Origin of the sequence: Microbacterium sp. SA156 (assembly GCF_049065455.1) — a bacterium.
Lineage (GTDB): Bacteria > Actinomycetota > Actinomycetes > Actinomycetales > Microbacteriaceae > Microbacterium > Microbacterium barkeri.
On the sequence record NZ_JBAKGU010000014.1, the window covers coordinates 69848 to 91979 of the forward strand.

The following is a 22132-nucleotide window of genomic DNA, read 5'->3' on the forward strand; positions in this document are numbered from 1 at the left end:
GCGGTCACGCTCCCTTCCGGGCTGCCGCGCCGAAGGCCGCTCCGGGCTTCGACGCCGTGTCGGTGTCCTGATACGGCGAACCGCCCGTGACGTTGTCGCCGCGGTTCGGGTTGGGGCGCGGCTGGCGCGGCTCGGCGTCGCCGTATCGGGCCTTCACCCGCGCGGCGTGCGTCGGGGCGTCGGGCACGTTCGCCGGACGGTTCTGCGCGAGCTCCTTCCGGAGCACGGGCACGACGTCCTCGCCGAGGAAGTCGATCTGCTCGAGCACGGTCTTGAGCGGGAGCCCGGCGTGGTCGGTCAGGAACAGCTGGCGCTGGTAGTCGCCGAACGTGTCGCGCATCGCCGCGTAGCGGTCGATGACCTGCTGCGGAGAGCCGACCGTGAGCGGCGTCATCTCGGTGAAGTCCTCCATCGACGGCCCGTTGCCGTACACCGGCGCCGAGTCGAAGTACGGCCGGAACTGCCGGACGGCGTCCTGCGAGTTCCTCGCGATGAACACCTGGCCGCCGAGCCCCACGATCGCCTGCTCGGGCGCGCCGTGACCGTAGTGCGCATAGCGCTGGCGGTACAGCGAGATGAGGCGCTGGTAGTGCTCCTTGGGCCAGAAGATGTTGTTCGCGAAGAAGCCGTCGCCGTAGTAGGCCGCCTGCTCGGCGATCTCGGGCGTGCGGATCGAGCCGTGCCACACGAATGGCTTGACGTCGTCGAGCGGACGCGGTGTGGACGTGAAGCCCTGCAGCGGCGTGCGGAACGCGCCCTCCCAGTCGACGACGTCCTCGGTCCAGAGGCGGTGCAGGAGGTTGTAGTTCTCGATCGCGAGCTGGAGCCCCTGGCGGATGTCCTTGCCGAACCACGGGTAGACGGGGCCCGTGTTGCCGCGCCCCATCATGAGGTCCATGCGACCGCCCGACACGTGCTGGAGCATCGCGTAGTCCTCGGCGATGCGCACCGGGTCGTTCGTCGTGATCAGCGTCGTCGAGGTCGAGACGATGAGCCGCTCGGTCTGCGCCGCGATGTACGCGAGCGTGGTCGTCGGCGACGACGAGAAGAACGGCGGGTTGTGGTGCTCGCCCAGTGCGAACACGTCGAGCCCCGCCTCCTCGGCGTGCTTCGCGATCGCGATGACGTCGCGGATGCGCTCGGCCTCGCTCGGCGTGTATCCGGTCGTGGGGTCGCGCGTGATGTCGCTCACGGACATGAGCCCGAACTGCATCCCGCTCCACGAGGTCGTGTCGCTCACCAGATCCTCCGATTCCGCGCGCGGATTCCCGCCCGCCGATTGCATGCAAGTGAATATACCCGGTTCAACGGCTCCCGAGCGAATCTATTCCCCGCGGCGCGGATCCTCGAGGGGGCCTCGCGCATCGGTAGCGTAGAGCGCGATGACGAGCGAGGCAGTGCCGCCGGTCACGGCGTCGACGGGGACCATCCGGCAGAAGCGGCGCGTGCCGTTCTGGGACAACGCGCGCTTCGCGTGCATCGTGCTCGTCGTGCTCGGCCACGCGATCCAGCGCCTCATCTACGACTCGGACGTCGCCTACGCGTTCTACCTCGCGTTCTACGCCTTCCACATGCCGGCGTTCGCGATCATCTCGGGCTACTTCTCGAAGTCCGACCCGCCGTCTCGTCGGCAGATGGTGCGCCTCATCACCGACGTGCTCCTGCCGTACCTCGTCTTCGAGGCCCTGTGGTGGTTCACGAAGTGGCTCGTCGAGGGCCAGGTCGACCCCAACCTCACCAAGCCGTCGTGGACCCTGTGGTTCCTGCTCGCGCTCGGCATCTTCCGGCTCGTGCTGCCCTACCTCGCCCTGCTGCGCTGGCCGCTCCTGTGGTCGGTGCTCATCTCGGTGGGCGTCGGATACCTGCCGAACGTCGACAGCACCTTCTCGCTGTCGCGCACCCTCGGCTTCCTGCCCTTCTTCGTGCTCGGATGGTGGCTGCGCGAGCACGACATCGTCGAGCGGCTCGGCCTCCTGCGCCACCGCCCCTGGTGGGCGTACGCGGGCGCGCTCGCCCTGTTCGCGATCGACGGATGGCTCGCCTGGACCGGAATCGAGACATGGCGCGAGATGGAGCTGCGCTACTGGTTCTTCTACGACGACGCGTACGTCGATCTGCTCTCGCACAGCGTCTGGTGGGCGGGCGCCATGCGCCTCGCGACGCTCGCGATCGGGCTCGTCCTCTCGGCGGCGTTCTTTGTGCTCATCCCCCGTCGGCAGACCCCCTGGACGCGCCTCGGACAGTACACGATGTACGTCTACCTGCTCCACTCGTTCGTGCTGTACCCGTTCCGCGAGTCCGGCGTGCTGCGCGATCTCGAGCCGACCTGGATCTGGCTGCCGACAGTCGCCATCCTCTCGGTCGCGGTCACGGTGCTCCTCTCGACCCGGCCGGTGCGCTGGCTGACGGGGCCGCTCGTCGAGCCGCGCGCCCGCTGGCTCTTCCAGGACCCTGCCCTGCTCCCCGGCCGACGGAACGACCCGACCGGCTCACGCCGGCCGAAGCCCTGATCCGCCGCGTACGACCCCGGGTACAGCGAAGGCCCGTCCCACCGGGGACGGGCCTTCGAGAAGACGATTGAACGCTGGTCGCGCTCTGCCTTATCGGCGCAGACCGAGACGCTCGATCAGCGCACGGTAGCGTGCGATGTCGATGTCCTGGAGGTAGCCGAGCAGGCGGCGGCGCTGACCGACGAGCAGGAACAGGCCACGACGCGAGTGGTGGTCGTGCTTGTGCTCCTTGAGGTGCTCGGTGAGGTCCTTGATGCGCTGCGTCAGCAGCGCGACCTGCACCTCGGGGGATCCGGTGTCACCGGGGTGCGTCGCGTACTCTTCGATGATCGCCTTCTTGACGTCTGCTTCCAGAGCCATAGATTCGATCCCCTCTCTCCTCGTTGCGCGGCGCCCGTCGCCTGATGCGCGAGCTCTCTTCATCCGCGGCCGATCGAACGGCAACCACCAGAGTCTACCCCATCCGCGGGGCACGGAAGAGCGGATAGCCTCTCCCCGATGTCCTCGCGCGTGCTCCTCGACCTGCGTCCCCTGACGCAGAGCCCCGCGTTCGCGCGCTTGTGGGTCGGATCCACGCTGGGCGGGCTCGGCGGGCAGCTCACGATCACCGCGGTCATGCTGCACATGTACGAGCTGACCGGGTCGACGTTCGCCGTGTCGATGATCGCGGTGGCAGGCCTCGCGCCGATGATCGTGGCGGGCCTCTACGGAGGCATGCTCGCCGACTGGTTCGACCGGCGGACGGTCGCCCTCGCGGCGGCCACGGCCACGTGGCTCACGACGGCCCTTCTCGCGGTGCTCGCGTGGACCGGGCACATCGACGCGGGATGGCTCTACGCGCTCTCGATCGTGAACTCGGCCGCGAACTCGATCGTGTCGGCGACGAAGATGGCGATCACGCCGCGCCTCGTCGGCGCTGAGCTGATCCCCGCCGCCGCCGCGCTCAACGGCATCACCGTGGGGATCATGGTCATGGTGGGGCCGGCGCTCGGCGGCGTCCTCGTCGCGCTCTTCGGCTACCCCCTGACCTACACGCTCGACGTCGTCCTCATGCTGTCGCTGTTCCTCGGTCTGTGGACGCTCCCCCGTCTGCGCCCCGAGGGCGCGACGGCGCGCCCGGGGCTCGCCTCCCTCGCAGACGGATGGCGCTTCCTGCGTCGCGCCCCGAACATCCGGATCCAGTTCCTCCTCGACATCGTCGCGATGACCTTCGGGAACCCCCTCGCGCTGTTCCCCGCGATCGGCGCGATCGTCCTCGGCGGCGGAGAGATCACGACGGGCCTGCTCGTCGCGGCGAACGCAGTCGGCGCGTTCGCGTCGAGCCTCTTCTCCGGGCGCATCTCGGCGTACCGCTTCCACGGCCTGGGGATCACGCGCGCGATCCAGGTGTTCGGCGTCGTGACCGCGGTGTTCGGCCTCGTGCTCGCGGCGGCCGCGGCCGGATGGCTCGGCCCCGGCGACGTCGGGCCGAGCAGCCCGAACGTGCCGCTCATCGTGATCGCGATGCTCTGTCTCGCGTGCACCGGCGCCGCCGACAACGTCAGCTCGATCTACCGGCAGACGATGCTGCAGTCCGCCGTGCCCGATGCCATCCGCGGTCGCCTGCAGGGCGTGTTCATCGTCGTGGTGACGGGCGGCCCGCGCATCGGCGCACTCTACGCGGGCGGTCTCGCGACCGCCGCCTCGGGGTGGCTCGGCGAGGCAGGGAGCGCGTGGCTCCCGCCGCTGCTCGGCGGGCTGCTCGTCGTCGCGATCACGACCGCGATCGTCCGCGCGCACCCCCGATTCCGGGCCTACGACGCCGAGGCTCCCGAGCTCTGACACAGCAGGAGGGCCGGCCCCGCGGGGCCAGCCCTCCTGCTGCGTACGACGTCAGGCCGCGAGCGCGCCCTGGAGGTCGAGGGTGATCTTGACGTCCTTGCCGACGAGGACGCCGCCGGTCTCGAGCGCGGCGTTCCAGGTGAGGCCGAAGTCCTCGCGGTTGATCGTGGCCTTGGCCGTCGCGCCGGCCTTGTAGTTGCCCCACGGGTCCGTGCCGAACCCGCCGAGCTCGAGCTCGAAGGTGACCGGGCGGGTGACGCCCTTGATCGTGAGGTCGCCGTCGACGTAGAACTCGCCGTTCTCGTGACGCACGCCCGTGCTCGCGAACGTGAGCGCCGGGTGGTTCTCGACGTCGAAGAAGTCCGCCGAGCGGAGATGCTGATCGCGGCCCTCGTCGTTCGTGTCGAGCGACGCGGCGTCGGCGCTCGCGGTGACGGACGCCTCGAGCACGTTCTCAGGGAGGACGATCGTGGCCGACTTGACCGTGAAGGCGCCGCGCACCTTCGAGATCATCATGTGGCGCACCTCGAAGCCGACCTCGCTGTGCGCGGGGTCGAGGTTGTAGGTGCCGGGACGGTAGCCGGGGATGTCGATGGTCATGGATGCTCCTCAGATGGTCGGGCCGCTCCGAGCGGCGTCACAGAGGAACAATACGCATTCACCTGAATATATTCCACCCGAGGCGCTGAACATCGCGTGAGCGTCGCCTGAACGCGCGGAGCGCCCTGCGGATTCCTCCGCAGGGCGCTCCCGGATCGGATCGCGTCAGGCGACGTCGATGAGGTCGATGATGAAGATGAGGGTCTTGCCGCTCAGGAAGTGCCCCGAGCCCGCGGGACCGTAGGCGAGGTGCGGGGGGATCACGAGCTCGCGGCGTCCGCCGACCTTCATGCCGGGGATGCCGTCCTGCCACCCCTGGATGAGACCGCGCAGCGGGAACTGGATGCTCTCGCCGCGGTTCCACGACGAGTCGAACTCGTCGCCGGTCTCGTACTCGACACCGGCGTAGTGGACGGTGACGGTGTCGCCCGCCTTCGCCTCTGCGCCGTCGCCGACGATGATGTCGCGGATGGCGAGCTCGGAGGGAGCGGGGCCCTCGGGCGCGTCGAATTCGGGCTTGGTGCGTTCTGCGCTCATGCCTCCATCTTGCCCGCTCTGGCCGAGATCCGCTCCCGGCGTGCGCGATCATCGCCCCGGGGACGCGCGTCGCGGAGCAGAATGAGCACGTGAGCGGTTCAGCAACGGCTCCCGTACCCGGGGAGGAGCCGAACGCCGAGCGCGTCGGCGCGCGCGTCTACCGCGCGCTCGCGCGACGCTCGTGGGAAGCAGCGCTCGCACTCGTCGAAGAGAACTGGTCGCAGCTGCTCGCCTCCGATGTCACCGCGATCCGCGCGGTCGTGAGCACCGTGCCTCCACCACTGCTCGATGCAGACGGCCGCTGGCCGCGGGTGCGGGAGTACCTCGCCGCGGTCCCGCGCGCGCGGCCCTCCGCGCCGTCGCACGCACGACCCACCTCGCTCACGCGTGTGATCGTCCTGACCGATCACGCACGCGACGCGGCCCGCGAGGGCGATGACCGGACCGCCCTGCTGTGCGCACGCGAGGCCAAGGCCGCGTACGCCTCCGCGCCGTCGGGCGAGCGAGACGGCATCGGCGCGGACCTGCCGTGGCTCCTGCTCACCTGGGGCGCGGCCGAGCTCGCGAGCGGCGATCCGCTCGCCGCTCGCGAGGATCTCACCTACGCCTACTCGGCCGCGCGCGCCGTGGGCGCGCCGCGCGTCGCCCTCGCGGCCGCTGCAGAGCTCGCGTGGCACCACGCGCTCGACGGCCGCGCCGCAGCGCGCGACGAATGGGAGGAGAGCGGCACGGCCCTTCTGCACGCGAGCCCCCAGGACACGCCGGTGCCCGTCCTCCTCCGGCTCACCCGCGCACTCGCTCTGTTCGACGCGCTCGCGCTCGACGCCGCGCGCCGCGAACTCGCGGCGGCCCGCCGCGCCGCTCGCGGCCGGGCGCGCGACGTGGAGATCCTCGCCGCGATGATCGACGCCAAGACCCCCGGCCGCGAGACAGTGTCAGCCGGCGCCGAGGCGGCCCTGCCTCCCGCGGCGGGTCGGGCCGGCGAGCTCGCGGGGGCCAGGGCACAGCTGCTCGCGCACGTGGGCCGGGTCGAGCGCGCCCGACAGGGGCTCGACGCCGTCGCGGCCACACACGCGCCCAGCGGTCGCGCACGCCGCGCAGCCGTGAACCTCGCGCGCGGAGCCCTGGAGTCCGCCGAGCAGGACGCGCACGTGGCCCTGAGCGACCTCGGCCGTCCGCGCTCTGCGGTGGAGGCCCTGGTGGTTCTCGCCGCGGTGCAGCTCCGCCGCGGGCAGGACCCGGCACGCACGTTCCTGGGCGCCGTCGCGATCGCGGACGCGCACCGCATCCCCGTCGCGCTCACGATGATCCCCCGCGGCGACTTCGCCGCTCTGTCGCAGGCGGTCTCCCCGGGGAGCGCCAGTCTCGCCGCCCTCGCGGCGGCGGACATCCGGTTCCCGCCCGACTCGGGTGCGGCGCAGCTGCGCCTGACTCCGCAGGAGATCTCCATCCTGCGGCTCCTCGCCGAGGGCGCGACGAGTGCGCACGCGGCGAGCGCCCTCGGCGTCAGCGTCAACACGATCAAGACCTTCACGCGCCGCATCTACGCCAAGCTGGGCGTTTCGAGCAGGGCCGACATGACGGCGGCCGCCGGCGAGCACGGGCTGCTCTGAGAGAGGACGGCGGGCATGGACGACGCGGCAGCGCGAGTGCGGGATCTCTCTGCGCGGATCTTCGACGCGCTCGCCGACGAGCGCTGGACGGACGCCATGGGGATCGCGGAGGAGGGCATCCCCGAGCTCCTCAGCTTCGCCCCAGCGATGATCCGGATCGTCGCGGACGCCGTCCCCTCCGCGACGCTGCGACGACGCCCGCGGTGGTTCGCGCTGCGTCAGTACGTCGCGCATCTGCTCGCCTCCCCCGGGAAGCCGCCGATCTTCCCGGGCGTCGACGTCGAGACGCCGGAGCACGTCCCTGCCGCCGACCGGATCCCGCTGCTCACGGGTCGCGCGGCCTCGCTGCGCACGCAGGGCCGCTTCGACGAGGCCGCTGCGGTCGCCCAGTCCGCGCACGACGCGGCCCAGGCACTGCCAGACGCCGATGCCCGAGACCTCCGCGTCCACCTCCCGGTCCTCCTCCTGCAGTGGGGCGTCACGCTCGCCGCCGCGGGCAACCTGCTGCGCGCCGCGAGTCTCGTGCAGGAGGCCCACACGGCGGCGGAGGAGACCGGCAACGTGCGCGCCGCACGGGAGGCGTGCGGAGAGCTCGCCTGGATCCACGCTCTCCTCGGCGCAGGCGCCGAAGCCGACCTCTGGCTCGCGCGCGCCGAACGCCTCGCTGCCCGGCACCCCGAGATACGCCTCGTGCGGTGCGGCGCTGAGCTCGCGGCCGCCTACCGTGCGAGCGATCGCCTCGACTTCGCGGGCTGCCTCGAAGCGCTCGACGAGGACGGCGCGTCGTTCGAGGAGCTGTGGCTGCTCGCGTCCGCCCTGCGCGCGATCGTCTCGGCTCGGGCGCGCTCGCTCGACCCGCTCGTCGCGCTCAGCGGACTCGAGGTCGACGTGGAGAGCTCGCGCGCGCGCTTCGCCCGCGGCGGGCTCAACGCGCAGTCGCTGGCCGTCGCCCGCGGCACGCTGCGCACGTACCAGGGCCTCCACGAGGCGGCGCTGCTCGCGCTCGCCGCCGTACCCGACCGACCGCGCTCGGGCGAGGGCCTCATGCGCACGCGGCGGGCCGTGGCCATGCTCGGTCTCGGCGACTCGGCCGGCGCCCTGCGCGAGGCCTCCCGGGAACGCGCGAATCCCGCTCCGCGCGTCCGGGCGGAGGCGTTCGTCGTGCGCGCCGCCGCGCTGCTGCGGATCGGCGATGAGGAGGGCGCACGCGCTGATGTCCGAACCGCACGCACGATCGTGGACGCGAACGGACTGCCCGCGTCGCTGGCCGTCGTCTCGGCTCCTGACCTCGCGTCGCTCGCGCGGGTCACCGAAGCCCCGCTGGCCTTCGACGACTCCCTCATGCACGAGCGCGTGCGCACCCCCGCTGCGGCCTATCGCTACGAGCGGCTCACGACACGTCAGCTCGTGCTGCTCAGGGCGGTCGCCCGACACGAGAGACTCGCGGACGCCGCGGCCGAGGTCGGCGTGAGCCTCAACACCGCCAAGTCGCACGTACGCGCCGCGTACCGGAGGCTGGGCGTCTCCGACCGCCCGAGCGCCCTCGCCGAGGGGCACCGACGAGGACTCCTATAGGCCCCGGAGCAGAACTCAGCGCCCGGGCCGCGGCGATGCCTGCGAGACTTCCGAGCGCTGAGTGGATCTGACTCAAGGATGCTCCGGGCGCTCCGGCCGTGTCAAGAGCCGATTCCCGATCAGTACGACAGCAGCTCCCTGCGGGCGTGCGCGGCCCGCGCGAGGAGCGCCCTCTCATCCGACGCCGCGTGCGGGTCGCGCCCCGACACCGCGCGCTGGCGGGTCGCGGCGAGCGCGGTCGCGTCCCGGATGAACGCGCGCATGAGATCGGATCGGTCGCCGCGCAGGGTCCGCGCCCACGCCATCCCCGCGCGCCGGCCGGCCGGGGTCGCGAGCATCTCGACCTCCTGCGGCGTGAACCATCCGGCCGCCGCGTACTCGCCCAGCCGCTGCTTCGTGAGGCGCTCCTCCTCGCGTCGGAGCCGCACCAGCACGAGCGTGAAGATGACGAACAGCGGCACCTGCAGGACGACGTAGAGGTGGAGGAAGCCCTCGAGGTCGGTGAACGTGGCCGAGCCGTTCCAGAGCGCGTGCAGGGCCATCGCGCCGAGCAGTCCGCCGAGCCACGGGCCGAGCGCGGCCCCGAACGACGCACCGCGGCGCACCGCGCGCCCGAGCGCGTAGCCGGTGACCGCGGTGAACATCGCGTGCGCGAAGGGCGAGAGGAGCCCGCGCAGCACGAACGTCCAGGTGAGCGACGCGGCGCCGCCCTCGATCACCGACACCGCGAAGTACTGGATGTTCTCGGTGAATGCGAACCCCGCCCCCACGAGCGCGCCGTACACCACGCCATCCACAGGGCCGTCGAACGCGCGGCGCCCCATGACGAGGATGAGGAGCAGCCCCGCCCCCTTCGCGAGCTCCTCGACGATCGGCGCCTGCACGACCGTGCCGAGGAGGTCGAGCGCGGGCGACCGCGGGAGCGTCATCTGCACCCCCAGGTCGAAGAGCAGAGCGAAGCCCACGGAGGCGATCGCTCCCCACGCGAGCGCGAACACGACAAGGCTCCGCGGCTCGGGCTCCCAGCGGTCGACCCACAGCATCGCCGACACGACGAGCGCGAACGGCACGAGGGCAAGCACGAGGCCCACGATCGACGCGGCCGTCCCGAGCGCGCTCGTGAAGTACGACGCGAGGCCGAACAGCAGCACCGCGAGGACGGCCCACAGCCAGATCCACGCACCGCGCCCTCGGCGCGTGGGCACGGGAAGGCGGGGAAGGTGCGGCTGCGTGTGGCCGCCGACCGGGATGGCCGCGCCCGGCGCGCGCTCCGGCTGATCGAAGGGCGTCGAGAACGGCTGCTGCGACGGCGGCGTGAGCCCGGTGCCGTAGGTCATGTCACACAGCCTATGGCTCCGCTTTTGTGCAGATCCGTCCCAGGATCGTGCACGGGCGGCCGATAGCCTGGATTCCATGCGCTTCGCCCACGTGACCTTCCCCGGGGGCGTCGCCCCTTCCCTCGCGCTCGTCGACGACGACGGCGCCGTCGCGGTCGCCGAGCTCGTCGATGGCGCGCCCGACACGATCGAGCAGCTCATCGCGGGCGGACCGGAGCTCCTGGAGCGGGTCAGGGCCGCCGCCGGCGCAGGGCAGCGGACGCCGGTGTCGGAGCTCGACTTCGCACCGGCCCTGCTCACCCCGCCGACCATGCTCGCCGTCGGGCTCAACTACGCCGCGCACTCGGGCGAGCTCAACCTCAAGACCGACGACACCCCGACGGTGTTCACGTTCTGGCCCAACTCGCTCCAGGGCCACGGGCAGACCACCACGTGGTCGCGTCGCATGAGCGAGGCCGTGGACTACGAGGCCGAGCTCGGCGTCGTGATCGGCCGCCCGGCGAAGGACGTCTCCGAGGAGGACGCCCTCGACTACGTGTTCGGGTACACGGTCGTCAACGACATCTCGGCGCGGAACATCCAGTACTCCGAGGCGCAGTGGTGCCGCTGCAAGTCGCTCGACGGCTTCACGCCCGTCGGGCCGTACATCGTCACGGCCGACGAGATCGCGGACCCGCAGGACCTGCACATCTGGACGCGCGTGGACGGGCACATGATGCAGGACGCGTCGACCGGGCAGATGGTGCGCACGGTCGCGAAGCTCATCTCGCACCTGTCGCAGGGGATCACGCTCCTGCCGGGCACGCTCATCTCGACCGGCAGCCCCGGCGGCTCGGGGTTCTCGCGGACGCCGCAGGTGCTCCTGCGCGACCGCTCGACCGTGACCGTGGGGATCGACGGCATCGGCGAGCTCACGACGCACTGCCGCATGACGGACTGATCGCTTGATGCGAAGGCCCCCGCTCCGGTTCCGGAGCGGGGGCCTTCGCATGCCGGGCGCTACGCCTGGGTCGGCACGTCCTCCGGCGCGATCACGGGCATGACCGACGTCACCGGCTCGAGGCCGGACAGGCGCGACGGGCTGAGCTGCTTCTCGACCTCGTCGCGGTCCATGAGACCGGCCTCGACGACGAGGTCGGCGACGTTGCGGTTCGTCAGCAGCGCGGTCTTCGCGAGGGCCGCCGCGGCCGAGTAACCGATGAACGGCGTGAGCGCCGTGATGACGCCCACGCTCGAGCCCACCATCGCACCCAGGCGCGCGCGGTTCGCCGTGATCCCGTCGACGCAGTTGACGCGCAGCGTGCGCATCGCCTGGCGCATCCAGATGATCGACTGGAAGATCGAGTGCGCGATCACCGGCTCGAACGCGTTGAGCTGCAGCTGACCGGCCTCGACCGCCATCGTGACCGTGACATCCGCTCCCGCGACCGCGAACGCGACCTGGTTCACGACCTCGGGGATCACGGGGTTCACCTTGCCGGGCATGATGCTGGATCCCGCCTGGCGCGCCGGAAGGTTGATCTCGCCGAACCCGGCCTGCGGGCCCGAGGAGAGCAGGCGCAGGTCGTTGCAGATCTTCGACAGCTTGATCGCGTTGCGCTTGAGCGACGCGGAGAACGACATGAACGAGCCGGTGTCGCTCGTGGACTCGACGAGGTCGCTCGCCGTCTCGAGGTCGAGTCCCGTGATGTCGCGGAGATGCCGCTCGACGGCCTTCGCGTACCCGGGGTGCGTCGTGATGCCGGTGCCGATCGCCGTCGCGCCCATGTTGATCTCGTGCAGGAGCACGGCGTTCTCGTTGAGCCGCTGGTAGTCGGCCTCGAGCGTCGTCGCGAAGCCGTGGAACTCCTGCCCGAGCGTCATGGGGACGGCGTCCTGCAGCTGCGTGCGTCCGACCTTGAGCACATCGTGGAACTCGACGGCCTTGCCGAGGAACGACCGCCGCAGGAGGTCGAGCTCCTCGAGGAGGGAGCGCAGCGACAGCGAGAGCCCGATCTTGATCGACGTCGGGTACACGTCGTTCGTCGACTGGCTGCGGTTGGTGTGGTCGATCGGCGAGAGGTACGCGTAGTCGCCGCGCTCGCGTCCCGCGAGCTCGAGGGCGATGTTGGTGATGACCTCGTTCGCGTTCATGTTCGTCGAGGTCCCCGCACCGCCCTGGATGACGCCGACGCGGAACTCGTCGTGGAACTGCCCGTCGATCACCAGCTGCGCGGCGCGATCGATGAGGTCGGCCCGGTGCGCGTCGAGCACGCCGATCTCGGCGTTCGCGCGGGCAGCCGCCTGCTTCACCATGGCCAGCGCGACGACGAGCTCGGGGTAGACCGAGATCGGGCGCTTCGTGATGTCGAAGTTCTCCATCGCCCGCGCGGTGTGGATGCCCCAGTACGCCTCGCGGGGGATCTCCATGGACCCCAGGGAGTCGGTCTCGGTGCGGGTGGGGGTTGCGTCCTGAACCATGTGCGTCTTCCTCGTGGGTCTTCACGTCGATGTGAGCGGGATGTGCACGATCCTACTCAGGGCAGGTGCGCTCGGTTCTCGACATCGCGTACAGGGCATTCGCGTCCGATGTACAGAGCGTACAAGTGCCATGTCCTCCCCCGCGAGAGCGCTCGTCCGCATTAGCGTGGACCCGTGACCCCCGATGCGCAGACCGCGCCCCCCATCGCCCCGACCGCCCCGCGACGCCCTGTCGTCCGCACGCATCACGGCGACGTGGTCGAGGACGGCTACGAGTGGCTGCGCGCGAAGGACGACGCCGAGGTGAGGGCGCACCTCGAGGCGGAGAACGCGTACACCGACGCCCGTCTCGCCCACCTCGAGCCGCTGCGCGAGACGATCTTCCAGGAGATCAAGGGCCGCGTGCGCGAGACGGACCTGACGGTCCCCGTGCGCCAGGGCGGATGGTGGTACTACGGCCGCTCGCTCGAGGGCCGGCAGTACGGCCTCCAGTGCCGCGCGCCGCTCGCGAGCGAGGACGACTGGACTCCCCCGAAGCTCGACGTCGACGTCGAGGTGCCGGGCGAGCAGGTGCTGCTCGACGGCAACGTCGAGGCGGAGGGACACGAGTACTTCGCACTCGGGGCGTTCAGTGTGACGACCGACGGCTCGCGCATGCTGTGGGGCGTCGACACGCAGGGCGACGAGCGATACACCGTCCGCGTGAAGGACATCGCGACCGGCGAGCTCCTGCCCGACGGGCTCGAGGGACTCGGCGGCGGGGCGCGCTTCACCCCGGACGGGCGCTTCATCCTCTACTCGACCGTGGACGATGCATGGCGCCCCGACGGCGTCTGGCTCCACCGCGTGGGCGAGCCGACCCGCGAGCACGACGTTGAGATCGCGCACGAGGACGACGACGCGTTCTGGATCGGAGCGGGCTTCACCCGCAGCCGGCAGTACCTCGTGATCGAGTCGGCGTCGAACACGACGAGCGAGATCCAGGTGCTGCCCGTCGCCGACCTGCCCCGCCTCGCCGAGGATCCGGCAGCCGTCCCCCGCACGACCATCTGGAGCCGCTCGGAGCGCATCGAGTACTCCGTCGACCACGCCGTCGTCGACGGTGCGGACTGGCTCTACGTGCTCCACAACCGCGGCGCGCTCGACTTCGAGCTCGTGCGCGTGCCCGCCGACGCCCCCGACGCTGAGCCCGAGGTCGTCATCCCCCACTCCCCCGGCACGCGCCTCGAGAGCGTCGACTGCCTGCGCGACTTCGCGATCGTCGAGTACCGGTCCGGCGGCATCCCGCGGGTCGGCATCCTCGACTACCGGACCCACGCCGTGCGCGAGATCGCGTTCGACGAGCCGCTGTACAACGCGGGGTCCGGAGGCAACCCCGAGTGGGCGCAGCCCGTCGTCCGACTGAGCTACGGCTCGTTCACGACACCTGGCACGGTGTTCGACTACGTGGTCGAGACCGGCGAGCTGCGCGAGCTCAAGCACGTCGAGGTGCTCGGCGGCTACGACCCCGCCGACTACGGCCAGGAGCGACTGTGGGCGCCGGCGGCCGACGGCACGCTCATCCCCGTCTCCGTCGTGTGGAAGCGATCCTTCGGCGACCCGGGCGCCGCACCCCGCCCGCTGCACCTGTACGGCTACGGCTCGTACGAGCACTCGATCGACCCCGGCTTCTCGTACGCGCGCCTGTCGGAGCTCGACCGGGGCGTCGTCTTCGCTGTCGCCCATGTGCGCGGCGGCGGCGAGATGGGCCGCGCGTGGTACGAGGACGGCAAGCTCGCGAACAAGCGCAACTCGTTCACCGACTTCGTCGACGTCGCGCGCTTCCTCGTGGACGGCGGGTACACCTCGCCGGACCGGATGGTCGCCGAGGGCGGGTCCGCCGGCGGTCTGCTGATGGGCGCGGTCGCGAATCTCGCCCCCGAGCTGTTCGCGGGCATCCTCGCCGATGTCCCCTTCGTGGACGCGCTCACGACCATCCTCGACCCGTCCCTCCCGCTCACCGTGATCGAGTGGGAGGAGTGGGGCGACCCGCTGCACGACCCCGAGGTCTACGCGTACATGAAGTCGTACACGCCGTACGAGAACGTCCGCGAGGGCGTACGCTACCCGCGCATCCTCGCGATGACGTCGCTCAACGACACGCGCGTGCTGTACGTCGAGCCGGCGAAGTGGGTCGCGCGCCTGCGCGAGGTCGACGCGGACGCGCTCCTGCGGTGCGAGATGACCGCAGGGCACGGCGGCGTGAGCGGCCGCTACAACGCGTGGCGCGAGCGCGCGTTCCAGCTCGCGTGGATGTTCGACGTCCTGGGGATCGCCGACGAGGCCTCAGACCGGCTTGCGTGAGAAGCGCTCGAGCCGCTCCTGCGGGGTGAGCGCGGCCATCTCGGCGTACCACGCGGGGGTGAAGTAGTCGCCCGGGTCGGCTGACGCGACCGGCACGACCGAGTGGGTGATCGTGTCGTCGTAGACGTGCACGAGGTGGAACGCCTGGCCCGCGTCCATCCCGTTCACGCTCTGCGCCGGGAGCGCGATGTCCATCGTGTAGCAGGAGGCCGATGCGACGCTCACGGGGATGCCCGCGAAGGTGCCGCTCGTCGAGTAGTGCAGATGCCCCGCGAGGATGGCGCGGACGTCCGACCCGCGCAGGACGCGCGCGAGCTCATCCTGGCGGCGCAGCTCGAGGATGTCGAACAGCGGGATGTGGCTGGGCAGCGGCGGATGGTGGAGCGCGAGGACGGTGCCGAGCGGCGCGGGTGTCGCGAGCTGCTCCGCGAGCCACTCGAGCTGGCCGTCGTCGAGATCGCCGTGGTGCCATCCGGGGACCGATGAGTCGAGCGCGATGAGACGCAGCCCGCCGACATCCCATGCGCCGGTCACCGCCTCCTGCGTCGCGGGCAGGCCGAGCAGGTCGCGGCGCAGCTCGGGGCGCTCGTCGTGGTTGCCCGCGACCCAGACGACGGGAGCGCCCAGACGCTCGGCCACGGGGTCGACGAGGGCGCGCAGGCGGGTGTAGGCCTCGGGCTCGCCGAGGTCGGCGAGGTCGCCGGTGAAGACGAGCGCGTCGACGCCGCCCGCGAGGCGCTCGACGCGCTCCAGGGTCTGCACGAGGTTGGCGTCGGTGTCGATCGCGCCGTTGAGCAGGCGCCCGCCCGCGAGCAGGTGGGTGTCGCTCAGGTGGACGATCGTGCGCCGCGCGGGCGCATGCCTGCCGAACTGCTCCATGCCGCCAGCCTAGGGGTCGCCCCTGACGGCGGCGCAACGAGCCCGTCTCCTGACGCGAGGACCCCATCGCCTGACGCGAGGGCCGCATGTCTCACTTCGCGCGGGAATTCGCGTCCCATGCCCGCAGCAATCGAGACATGCACCGCCCGCTACCGCACCCGTGTCTCACTTCGCGCGGGAATTCGCCTCCCATGACCGCAGCAATCGAGACATGCACGGCCCGCGCTGAACACGTGTCTCACTTCGCGCGGGAATTCGCCTCCCATGACCGCAGCAATCGAGACATGCACGGCCCGGTCCCGCCCCGTGTCTCACTTCGCGCGGGAATCGCACGGCGAAAGCCGCAAGAGATGAGACATGGATGGCACGCCGGACGACCCCGGGCGAGCGCCGGACGACCCCGGACACCCGCGCAACGACGGCGACACCGCGTGCACAGGGCGGGGGCGCGCCGGATCGGCGCCGATCCGCGCGCGCAGGCGCCGCTCCGGTCGGCTCCGTCGGGCCATCCTGCCGCTATGTCGCGTCGTCCTGAGCCTCTCCCCCTCGACTTGGCCACTGCGCCGTTCCACGTGCGTGACGCGCTCGATCGCGGCATCTCGACCGCACGGCTCCGGGCCCTCGACCTCGACCGCCCCTATCCCGGGGTGCGGACGCCGCGCGCCCTCGCCCCCGAGAGCCTCCGCGAGAGATGCCTCGAGTATGCGCCGCGGCTGAAGCCCGGCGAGTTCTACAGCCACGACACCGCGCTCGGCCTCATTGGAGGGCCGGTGCCGGCTCGGGCGAACGCGCAGCTGCACGTGTCGGTGCACCGGCCATCCCATCCGCCCCGCATCGCGGGGATCCGCGGCCATCGACTGCAGCGACGCGAGGCTCTCCTGTACCCAGATGCCGAGCTCCCGCTGGAGTCGCCCGCCCGCGCCTGGCGCCAGGTCGGCGGGCTCTGGACGCTGGACGAGCTCGTCGTCGCGGCCGATCACCTCGCCGGTCGCCGCCACGGGGTGCTCACCCTCGCGGATCTCGCGGCGGAGGTCGAGATCATGGGCGACGTGCGCGGCCGCCGCCTGGCGAAGGCGCTCGCCCTCACCCGGCCGGGAGCGGAGTCGCCCGGCGAGACGCGGACGAGGCTCGCGATCTGGCGGGGCGGCCTGCCCGAGCCGGAGCTGAACTGGGATCTCCACGACGCCGACGGCACGCACGTCGCGCGGTTCGACATGGCCTACCTGCGGCGACGGGTGTGCGTCGAGTACGACGGACGCGTGCACGCGCAGGACGCACGGCAGTTCGAGCGCGACGCGGACCGCTGGGAGGCCGTGCGCAGGCGCGGATGGCTCATGGTGCGGATCCTGCGGCATCACCTCGCCGGACCGAGCCCGGCTGCGGCCGGGCTCGTCGCGGCCGCGCTGCGGGAACGCGGATGGCGCCCCGGTGCCCCCGCGTGACGCGTGTCTCATTCTCGGCGGGAACGCGGCAGCGATTCCCGCCGAGAATGAGACACGGGAGGAGGGAGGATCAGCCGAAGAGGGCTGCGGCCTCCTCGTAGCGGGCGAGCGGCACGGTGTGCAGCTCGCCGAGCGCCTCCGTGAACGGCACTCGCACGATGTCGGTGCCCTGCATCGCGACCATCTGGCCCCACGCGCCATCCACGACGGCGTCGGCGGCGTGCAGCCCGAGGCGCGTCGCGAGCACGCGGTCGAAGCCCGAGGGGGCGCCGCCGCGCTGGATGTGGCCGAGCACGGTCGAGCGGGTCTCGATCCCGGTCGCCTGCTCGATGAGCGGTGCCAGCACCTCGCTGATGCCCCCGAGGCGGGGGCGGTTGAACGCGTCGAGGCCCTTGTCGCTGTACGCCTCTTCCTGGCCCTTCAGCTTGAAGCCCTCGGCGACCACGACGAGCGGGGCGCGACCGCGCTCCGCGGCGGCGAGCACGTGCTCGGTGATCTCCTCGAGCGACAGCGGCACCTCGGGGATGCAGATGATGTGCGCGCCGGCGGCCATGCCCGAGTGCAGGGCGATCCAGCCCACGTGACGGCCCATGACCTCGGCCACCATGCAGCGCTGGTGCGAGTCGCCCGTCGTGCGGAGCCGGTCCATCGCGTCCGTCGCGATGTTCACGGCCGTGTCGAAGCCGAACGAGTAGTCGGTCGCGCGCAGGTCGTTGTCGATGGTCTTGGGGACGCCGAGGACGGGGATCCCGTCGTTGTTGAGGCGCTGCGCGGCCGCGAGAGTGCCCTCGCCGCCGATCGCGATGATGCCGTCGAGCTTGTGCCCGTAAAGCGTCTTCGCGATGTTCTCGGCACCGCCGCGGTCGCCCTCGTAGGGGTTCGTGCGGCTCGTCCCGAGGATCGTCCCGCCGACCTTCGAGAGGCCCTTGACGTCGCGTCGCGTGAGGGGGAAGAAGTCCGCCTCCACGAGCCCCTTCCAGCCGTCGCGGATGCCGACGAACTCCATGTCGTACGCCTCGGTGCCCTTGAGCACCGCACCACGGATGACTGCATTGAGGCCGGGGCAGTCGCCACCACTCGTCAGAACGCCGATCTTCATGACAACAACGCTAGGGCATCCGGGAGGGTGTCCTTTCCCCTCCCGGGCGCCGCATGCGGTGGGAGCCTAGTCGTCGCCCAGAGCCTGGCGGAGCAGGTGCATGAGCGCGGCCAGCTGGACCGAGTCGCTCGACGTCTCGTCGAAGGCCTCGCCGTCGAGCGCGCGGCCCGCCAGACCCTGCTTGCGGTCGATGAGCTCGGCGATCTTCGTGTCGATCGTGTGCGCGGCGATGATCCGCCACGCGGTGACCGGCTCGTCCTGCCCGATGCGGTGGACGCGGTCGATCGCCTGCGTCTGCTCGGCGGCCGTCCAGCTCAGCTCCGCGAGCACGACGTTCGACGAGACCTGCATGTTCACGCCCACGCCCGCAGCCGTCAGCGAGCAGACCGCGATGCCGACCTCGGGATCGTTGTTGAACGCGTCGATCGCCGCCTGGCGCACGGCGCCGGTCTGCTCTCCGCGCACCGAGACCGCCTTGATGCCTGCCGCGGCGAAGTGCGCCTCCGCCTGGTCCATGACGTCGATGTGCTTGGCGAAGAAGACGACCTTGCCGACCGAGCGCTGCAGCTGCGCGGCGTAGTCCGCCGCGAGCAGGGCCTTCGCCTGGCCGATCCGCCGCACCATCGCGAACACGTTGTCGCCGCTTGTGCCCGCGGCCTTCGACTCGTCGAGCTCGCCCTGCGCGACGAGGCGCACGATGTCGTCGTCGATCTCGCCCGCCTCGAGCCCGCGCTCGCCGCGCGCCTCGATGATCCGGCGGTAGCGAGCGGCGAGACGCTCCCCGAGCTCGCGCTCGGCGGCGCGGATGCTGCGCCCGAACTCGTCGTCGAGCTGCACGGGCAGATCGGCGATGAGCTTGTCGGGCAGGTCGGCCGCGACATCCTTCTTGCGACGTCGCACGATGCCCATCGAGATGACGGCCTCGCGCGCCTCGGGGTAGAACGCCTTGTCGGCCGGGGTGAGCCCCGTCGCGTCGAGCTTCTCCATGAGCTCCGGACCGGGCTTCTCGCCGTTCGTCCACCCGAGGAAGCGCCAGATCGCGTCGAAGTCCTCCACGTCGTTGATGAGCGGCGTGCCGGTGAGGGCGAGGAGGAGCGGCTTGCCGCCGGGCGTCGACTCGCGGATGCTCTGCGACAGCGCGAGCACGTTCTGCGAGCGCTGCGACGACAGGTTCTTGATGAAGTGGGCCTCGTCGACGACCATCCCCCGCAGCCCGAGCGTCGCGAGCCATCCGATGTGCCGGTCGAGGATCTCGTAGTTCACGATGAAGACGTCGGCGAAGGCGTCGACGTCCTGCCCGTCGCCGTTGATGACCGTCGCGCGGCGCTGCGGCGTCCAGCGCTCCACCTCGCGCGCCCAGTTCATCTTGACGACGTTGGGCACGACCACCACGAGCGGGTACGCCTCGGCGACCGACGCCGCGAGCACCGACTCGGCCGTCTTCCCGAGACCGGGCTCGTCGGCGAGGAGGAACTCGCGGTGACCCGCGCGCACCGCCTCGAGGAACCGGGACTGATGCGGCATGATCTCGAGCCCCTTGGGCGAGAGCCGGTCGAACTCGGGCACGGGCGGGAGGGGCATCGTGGCGGCCCCGCCGCCGGCGCCCAGCTCGAACGCCTTGTAGAGCGGCCCCATGAGCTCCCAGCCGTCGAGCCGTCGACGCGGCGTCGGGCCGGCGGGCACGCGCGAGAGGTCGGGTGCGAGGAAGGGGTTCGCCTCGCGGCGCGCCTCGATCTGCGGCGGCGTCACGGCGCGCTCGGAGACGACGGGCGCGACGACGGTCGCGGGCAGCGCGGGCTTCTCGTCGGTGATGACGAGCTCCTCGGGCGGCAGCTCCGCACCCGACTCGAGCAGCCAGTCGCGGCGCATCCGGCGCGCGACGGGCGACGTCGCGTGGTCGGCCTCGAGGAGCTGGATGAGGGAGGTGTCGCGTGCCGCGGTCTTCGCGAGGATGGTCGCGACGCCGTCGAGCCGCTTGAGCAGCTCGGCGCGCGCGGCGTCGGAGAGCGCGTCGTCGGCCTTGACGCGGGCGCGCTCCTCGCGCACGAGGAACGCGATGACCTGGAACTTGACCCGGTTGGTCGGGCCGAGCTTGTTGCGCTGCGCCTTGGCCTCGATCTCGCGCACCTTGCGCGCGAGGATCGGGATGATCGGGGCCTCGTCGTCGCGTCGTGCGGACGAGGACTTCTTGCGCTGTCGCGCGGGTGCCGTGGTCGGCATGCTCCTCCTGAGCGTCGCTGCCGGCAGCCGCTGGTGCCTGGCCGGTCGAAGTCGTGCGTGCGTCACGCCCTGCCGGACTGCGGCGGCGCCGACCGCCTGGATCGACGGACGGCGACCGAACAGCGCGCGCACTCCGGCGTCCGGTGACGCGGCCCGCTCCTCCGGCGCTGTCGCGTCGAACGGATGAGCGGAAGCCTCACGGGCATTCTACGCCATCGCGCGCCGGATCCCACCAGGCGCGGTCACATCCAGAGCGTCGCGATGAGGTCGTCGGTGTACTGGGGCTCGAAGTCGGCGTTCAGCCAGTGCGTCGCGGCCCACCCGCCTCCGCCGAGCACGTGCACCTCGCCGGTCGCTCCGGGCACCTCCCCGGTCAGCTCCGTCTCGAGCTCGCAGCGAGTGACGACCTCGCGCTCCTCGCAGGTGAAGCCCTCGGCGAGCAGCGCGGTGCGGATGGTCTCGGTCTGGGCCTCGTCGACGGCGGCGAGGGTCGTCGCGATGCCGACCTCGCTCGCGAGCCCCCACGTGCAGCGCAGCGGCTCGACGGCGTCGAGCACCTCGAGGGCGGGGACCACCTCGGTCGAGAGCATCGTGAGACCCGGGTCGTTCAGCGCGCCGGCCTCCTCGCTGAGGATCGAGAGCGCCTCGCGCGACCAGGCCTGCTCGCACGAGGCAGGCATCGTGAACACGCCGGGCGCGGTCGTGGGCACGGATGTCGTCGGCGCGGTCGTCGGAGTGGAGGTCGCTGAGGGCGTGCGATCGGGCTCCGTGCCCTGGCCGGTGCCGACGCTGCTCGCGCATCCTGCGAGAGAGAGGAGGACGCCCGCTGCGAGGAGGGGGGCGAGTGCACGGCGCATCATGCTCTCGACGCTATCCGAGCGGATGGCGCGCAGGCGACGACGCACGCCGATCGTGATGCAATCGCGCCGCACCGGCCTCGGGCGGCGGCCCGGCAGGCGAAGGTAGGCTGGGCGCATGGCCATCGAGCTCACCGAGGCGGCTGTCGCCGCCGCCATCGACCACGCGATCCTCAAGCCCGACTTCACGCGCGCCGACGTCGATCGCGAACTCGACATCGCGGCCGAGTGGAAGGTGTTCAGCGTGTGCGTGCGCCCGTCCGACGTCGCGTACGCCGTGCGCCGGCTCGAGGGCTCTGGCGTCGCCGTCGGCACCGTGATCGGCTTCCCGAACGGCACGACGTCGACCGCCGCCAAGGTCGCCGAGCTGCGTCAGGCGCGCGAGGACGGGGCCACCGAGTTCGACATGGTCGTGCACATCGGCGCCCTGCGCGGCGGCGAGGACGACCGGGTCGAGGCGGACATCCGCGCCGTCGTCGACGCCGCAGACGGCCTCGTCACGAAGGTCATTCTCGAGACGAGCCTCCTCGACGAGGAGCAGATCGCGCGCGGCAGCCGGCTCACGGAGGCCGGCGGCGCGACGTTCGTCAAGACGTCGACGGGCTTCGCCGGCGGCGGCGCCACGGTGCCGCACGTCGAGCTCATGCGCCGCAGCGTCTCCTCCGCCGTCCAGGTGAAGGCGTCGGGCGGCGTCCGCGGGCTGGACGCCGCGATCGCGATGCTCGAGGCCGGCGCGACCCGCCTCGGGACGAGCGCGAGCGCGACGATCCTCGGCGAGCTGCGGGCGCGCGCCGCGGGAGGCGTCGCCACGGGCGCCGAGGACTCCACCTCGTACTGAG

General features: G+C 71.5%; 18 protein-coding genes. 8 read left to right on the plus strand and 10 right to left on the minus strand.

From position 1 onward, the window contains the following. Nucleotides 1-4: 4 nt before the first annotated feature. Nucleotides 5-1213 (minus strand): LLM class flavin-dependent oxidoreductase, encoded by a 1209-nt coding sequence (locus ACOWU6_RS13495; RefSeq protein WP_271174287.1) that lies wholly within the window; start codon nucleotides 1211-1213, stop codon nucleotides 5-7. A 169-nt stretch (nucleotides 1214-1382) separates the two neighbouring features. On the opposite strand from ACOWU6_RS13495, the gene ACOWU6_RS13500 reads away from it, so the two are divergent. After that, nucleotides 1383-2510 carry an acyltransferase family protein gene (locus ACOWU6_RS13500; RefSeq protein WP_271174218.1) on the plus strand — a complete coding sequence of 376 codons (1128 nt, stop codon included), beginning with the start codon at nucleotides 1383-1385 and terminating at the stop codon, nucleotides 2508-2510. A gap of 90 nt (nucleotides 2511-2600) precedes the next feature. On the opposite strand, the gene rpsO is transcribed toward ACOWU6_RS13500, so the two are convergent. Then, entirely contained in the window at nucleotides 2601-2870 is a 270-nt protein-coding gene (gene rpsO / locus ACOWU6_RS13505) for a 30S ribosomal protein S15 (RefSeq protein ID WP_271174217.1), read from the minus strand. 138 nt (nucleotides 2871-3008) lie between these two features. Between rpsO and ACOWU6_RS13510 the strand changes: the two genes are divergently transcribed. After that, nucleotides 3009-4331: an MFS transporter gene (locus ACOWU6_RS13510; RefSeq protein ID WP_271174216.1), complete on the plus strand. Its 1323-nt coding sequence runs from the start codon at nucleotides 3009-3011 to the stop codon at nucleotides 4329-4331. Between the two features lie 51 nt (nucleotides 4332-4382). Here ACOWU6_RS13510 and ACOWU6_RS13515 read toward each other — a convergent pair whose 3' ends face one another. Both ACOWU6_RS13515 and ACOWU6_RS13520 read right to left on the minus strand, forming a co-directional pair. After that, on the minus strand, nucleotides 4383-4931 hold the full coding sequence (locus ACOWU6_RS13515) for a YceI family protein (RefSeq protein ID WP_271174215.1): 549 nt from the start codon (nucleotides 4929-4931) through the stop codon (nucleotides 4383-4385). A 165-nt stretch (nucleotides 4932-5096) separates the two neighbouring features. Then, the gene (locus ACOWU6_RS13520) at nucleotides 5097-5468 is read right to left on the minus strand and encodes an FKBP-type peptidyl-prolyl cis-trans isomerase (protein WP_271174214.1); all 372 of its coding nucleotides are present in this window, start codon (nucleotides 5466-5468) and stop codon (nucleotides 5097-5099) included. An 89-nt stretch (nucleotides 5469-5557) separates the two neighbouring features. On the opposite strand from ACOWU6_RS13520, the gene ACOWU6_RS13525 reads away from it, so the two are divergent. After that, nucleotides 5558-7081 carry a LuxR C-terminal-related transcriptional regulator gene (locus ACOWU6_RS13525; protein ID WP_421075996.1) on the plus strand — a complete coding sequence of 508 codons (1524 nt, stop codon included), beginning with the start codon at nucleotides 5558-5560 and terminating at the stop codon, nucleotides 7079-7081. A gap of 15 nt (nucleotides 7082-7096) precedes the next feature. Continuing rightward, on the plus strand, nucleotides 7097-8656 hold the full coding sequence (locus tag ACOWU6_RS13530; RefSeq protein WP_271174212.1) for a hypothetical protein: 1560 nt from the start codon (nucleotides 7097-7099) through the stop codon (nucleotides 8654-8656). A 119-nt stretch (nucleotides 8657-8775) separates the two neighbouring features. Here ACOWU6_RS13530 and ACOWU6_RS13535 read toward each other — a convergent pair whose 3' ends face one another. After that, the gene (locus tag ACOWU6_RS13535) at nucleotides 8776-9993 is read right to left on the minus strand and encodes a PrsW family intramembrane metalloprotease (RefSeq protein WP_271174211.1); all 1218 of its coding nucleotides are present in this window, start codon (nucleotides 9991-9993) and stop codon (nucleotides 8776-8778) included. Nucleotides 9994-10069: 76 nt separating this feature from the next. Between ACOWU6_RS13535 and ACOWU6_RS13540 the strand changes: the two genes are divergently transcribed. Continuing rightward, nucleotides 10070-10933, plus strand: a complete 864-nt coding sequence (locus ACOWU6_RS13540; RefSeq protein WP_421075997.1) for a fumarylacetoacetate hydrolase family protein — start codon at nucleotides 10070-10072, stop codon at nucleotides 10931-10933. A gap of 59 nt (nucleotides 10934-10992) precedes the next feature. On the opposite strand, the gene ACOWU6_RS13545 is transcribed toward ACOWU6_RS13540, so the two are convergent. Next, on the minus strand, nucleotides 10993-12453 hold the full coding sequence (locus ACOWU6_RS13545) for an aspartate ammonia-lyase (RefSeq protein ID WP_271174209.1): 1461 nt from the start codon (nucleotides 12451-12453) through the stop codon (nucleotides 10993-10995). A gap of 174 nt (nucleotides 12454-12627) precedes the next feature. Here ACOWU6_RS13545 and ACOWU6_RS13550 point away from each other — a divergent pair, with 174 nt between their 5' ends. Beyond that, nucleotides 12628-14796 carry a S9 family peptidase gene (locus ACOWU6_RS13550; protein WP_421075998.1) on the plus strand — a complete coding sequence of 723 codons (2169 nt, stop codon included), beginning with the start codon at nucleotides 12628-12630 and terminating at the stop codon, nucleotides 14794-14796. On the opposite strand, the gene ACOWU6_RS13555 is transcribed toward ACOWU6_RS13550, so the two are convergent. Then, nucleotides 14779-15675: a phosphodiesterase gene (locus tag ACOWU6_RS13555; RefSeq protein WP_324011980.1), complete on the minus strand. Its 897-nt coding sequence runs from the start codon at nucleotides 15673-15675 to the stop codon at nucleotides 14779-14781. The genes ACOWU6_RS13550 and ACOWU6_RS13555 overlap by 18 nt on opposite strands. 551 nt (nucleotides 15676-16226) lie before the next feature. On the opposite strand from ACOWU6_RS13555, the gene ACOWU6_RS13560 reads away from it, so the two are divergent. Further along, nucleotides 16227-17117, plus strand: a complete 891-nt coding sequence (locus tag ACOWU6_RS13560) for a hypothetical protein (RefSeq protein ID WP_421075999.1) — start codon at nucleotides 16227-16229, stop codon at nucleotides 17115-17117. Between the two features lie 70 nt (nucleotides 17118-17187). Here the strand turns inward: ACOWU6_RS13560 and ACOWU6_RS13565 are convergent, their stop codons facing one another. The 3 genes from ACOWU6_RS13565 to ACOWU6_RS13575 form a co-directional block, all read right to left on the minus strand. Beyond that, nucleotides 17188-18216, minus strand: coding sequence for a 6-phosphofructokinase (locus ACOWU6_RS13565; RefSeq protein WP_282979975.1), 1029 nt, complete (start codon nucleotides 18214-18216; stop codon nucleotides 17188-17190). A 66-nt stretch (nucleotides 18217-18282) separates the two neighbouring features. Next, nucleotides 18283-20436 (minus strand): DEAD/DEAH box helicase, encoded by a 2154-nt coding sequence (locus ACOWU6_RS13570; RefSeq protein WP_271174204.1) that lies wholly within the window; start codon nucleotides 20434-20436, stop codon nucleotides 18283-18285. Nucleotides 20437-20678: 242 nt separating this feature from the next. Beyond that, on the minus strand, nucleotides 20679-21296 hold the full coding sequence (locus tag ACOWU6_RS13575; protein ID WP_421076000.1) for a hypothetical protein: 618 nt from the start codon (nucleotides 21294-21296) through the stop codon (nucleotides 20679-20681). A gap of 115 nt (nucleotides 21297-21411) precedes the next feature. Here ACOWU6_RS13575 and deoC point away from each other — a divergent pair, with 115 nt between their 5' ends. Next, nucleotides 21412-22131 (plus strand): deoxyribose-phosphate aldolase, encoded by a 720-nt coding sequence (deoC, locus tag ACOWU6_RS13580; RefSeq protein ID WP_421076001.1) that lies wholly within the window; start codon nucleotides 21412-21414, stop codon nucleotides 22129-22131. Nucleotide 22132 lies beyond the last annotated feature (1 nt).